At 62.2% G+C, this 2,390-nt stretch carries 2 protein-coding genes; both read right to left on the minus strand.

The genetic code is table 11. From position 1 onward, the window contains the following. Positions 1-869 (minus strand): FAD:protein FMN transferase (locus A3754_RS16295; RefSeq protein WP_063520546.1); only part of this gene is annotated, 869 nt, incomplete at its 3' end. 84 nt (positions 870-953) lie between these two features. Continuing rightward, positions 954-2,390: hypothetical protein (locus A3754_RS27790; protein WP_063520547.1), on the minus strand; the 1,437-nt coding region annotated here is incomplete at its 5' end.

Genomic DNA, 2,390 nt, shown 5'->3' on the forward strand with positions numbered 1-2,390 from the left:
ACAAAGACGCTGGTGGAGAGGGCGTCGGCATCAATGCTGTTGTCACACAACACGGTCACGCTGGCCAGCCCATCGATGCTTTTTCCGGTTTTCGGCGACAGGATGTGGTGAATGCGGCGGCCGTCCTGGATGAAGTAACGCTGATAATCCCCTGAGGTGGACATGGCCAGGTCGGCCATGGGTAGCCTCATGGCGATGTCCTGTTTGCTGCGTGGATGTTGAATTCCCACTTCCCACGGGCGACCCCGATGATCCCCCAGTACATAGCTGTCCCCGCCCAGTGACAGGTAGGCGTGCTCGATGCCCGCCTCTTTCAACAAGGCGATGCCCTGATCAATCGCGTACCCCTTGGCGATGCCGCCCAGGTCAATACGGGTGCCGGGGTCACGGAAGCGGACCTTGTCCGGTGCGGTCAGTTCAATGCGGTCGGCACCGATATGCTGACTCGCGGCGGCCAGCTCGGTATCGTCCGGCGCCTTGCCATCGCGGTAATCGTACAGGTGCCCGGCACTGGCAAAGGTAATATCGAAGGCGCCATCGGTGAGTTGGTAGTAATCCAGAGAGCGCGCCAGCAGCTGATAAAATTCCACGCTGATGGTTTGTGTTGTCTCGCCGGCATGGGCGTTGACCCGGGCCAGTTCGCTGCTTTCGACCCAGGGCGACAGCAAGGCATTCAAGCGCGCCATTTCTTCTTCCAGCGCGTCGAACAAGAGCGCCGCATCCTGCTCGGACCACAGCGTGACGCTGGCCCGGGTGCCCATTACATCCCAATCCTGTTGTTGCCAGCGCGCCTGTGCCGGCATGGCCAGCAGGAGCAGGGCAGGTGTGATCAATGTGATCAGGCGGGCAGCGGGGAGCAGCGAAACCATGGCAGTCGTCTTCAGGTTGTCAGCAAAGGAGGGTGACAGCAGTGTACCTGCCGGGGCCGCCCTGTGCTGCCCCGACAGGTGGGCTCATGCTGGCGGCGGGAAAACCGGACCGCTGACGATGGGGTTGAAGGCGGCCAGTTTGTCCAGCGAAGCGGCGTTGCCCAGGCTGTGATTGGGGAAGCGGGCGCTGAATTCGCCCAGCTCACCGTGCAGGGCCATGTAGTTCAGCCACACGGTTTCCGCCAGCAGGTTCACGTTGTTGGCTGCCGGGGTGCCGGCGGTTTCCACCGAGGCATCGCTGCGCATCCAGCCCAGTTGCTGATGGTTTTCGGCGCTGGCGCCGTTGGTGTTCAGGGTCGGGCGACCGTTGGGGTTGTAGACCAGAAAGAACGAGGCGGCGGTGGAGGAATTGTCACCGGTCCACTCGCCTTTGCCGCGGCCGTTGGCGGAGTCATCAATGCGCCCGTTGCTGGACACGGAGCCATCGCTGAATACGTACATCATCAGCGGCATGTTGCGGCGGCGGGCGTATTCCAGGCAGGCGCCCATGCAGCGCCCGGCGCGCAGGTCCCGTTGTTCGCCGGTGCCCCGTTCGCCGGTGTGGTAATCGAAGCCGCCCATGGAAATACAGCCGGCGCCGGCGTAGCCGTTGACCACCAGCTTCATGATGGAGGCGGTTTTTTCGAACTCCCGATCATTCAACTCTGACTCGGAAAAGATGCTGAGGATGTCCGTGTCCTCACGAATATTCAGGGCAGAGGGATTGCCATAGCGGTCGGTAATATCGGCGGCTTCCACATAGCCGCAACGCAGCAAGTCGCGCAAATTAGCGCGGCGGTTGGCGTCGCTGAGGCCGCTATTGATACGATCGATGCGCTTGTGGCTGATGCGAGCAATGGATTCCATCACCGACACGGCATCGTCCTTGGACAGCATTCCCACCAGCTTGCCGGTGTCCACCAGGCCGGTCACGTCGGTGCCTCGGTCCACCTTGGTGGGGCGGGCGGAGGCGATGATGGAACCGTCCGGCGACATGGAGTTACCGCCGGACAATGAGCTGCGAGACCCGATCAGCGACAGCAGTTCGCCATCGGCGCCGGCATTGAAAATGCCGTACATGGGGTTGTGGGGATTATTGGCCGTGTCGTTTTCGGAGCGCGCAGGAATCACGCAGCCATTCACGTTGCCCATGGCGCCGGGGGCTCTTTCCTGGATGCCGCGCAGGAAGGGCGAGTCACTGTGAAAGGCCAGCCCCAGGTCGGTGTTGACTACGCCGGGGTTATTGTTGGGCGCCATATCGCCTGGCAGGCCCAGTTTCGAGTAGCCGGCACTGCTGAGAAAATCCAGTTGCCCGCCCTGGCCGCCCACCAGCACATTGGAGCCGGCAATATTGGCGCCGCCGGCCAGGTCGAAACAGATGAACGGAATCTTGCCGGCGCCGGCACCTAGGATGCCGCAGTCGGTCTTGATGGTTTCCAGGTCGCCCTGCAGGGCAGCCATGGCCTCGCGGGGATTACTGAA

The sequence above is a fragment of the Alcanivorax sp. HI0083 genome, assembly GCF_001635175.1.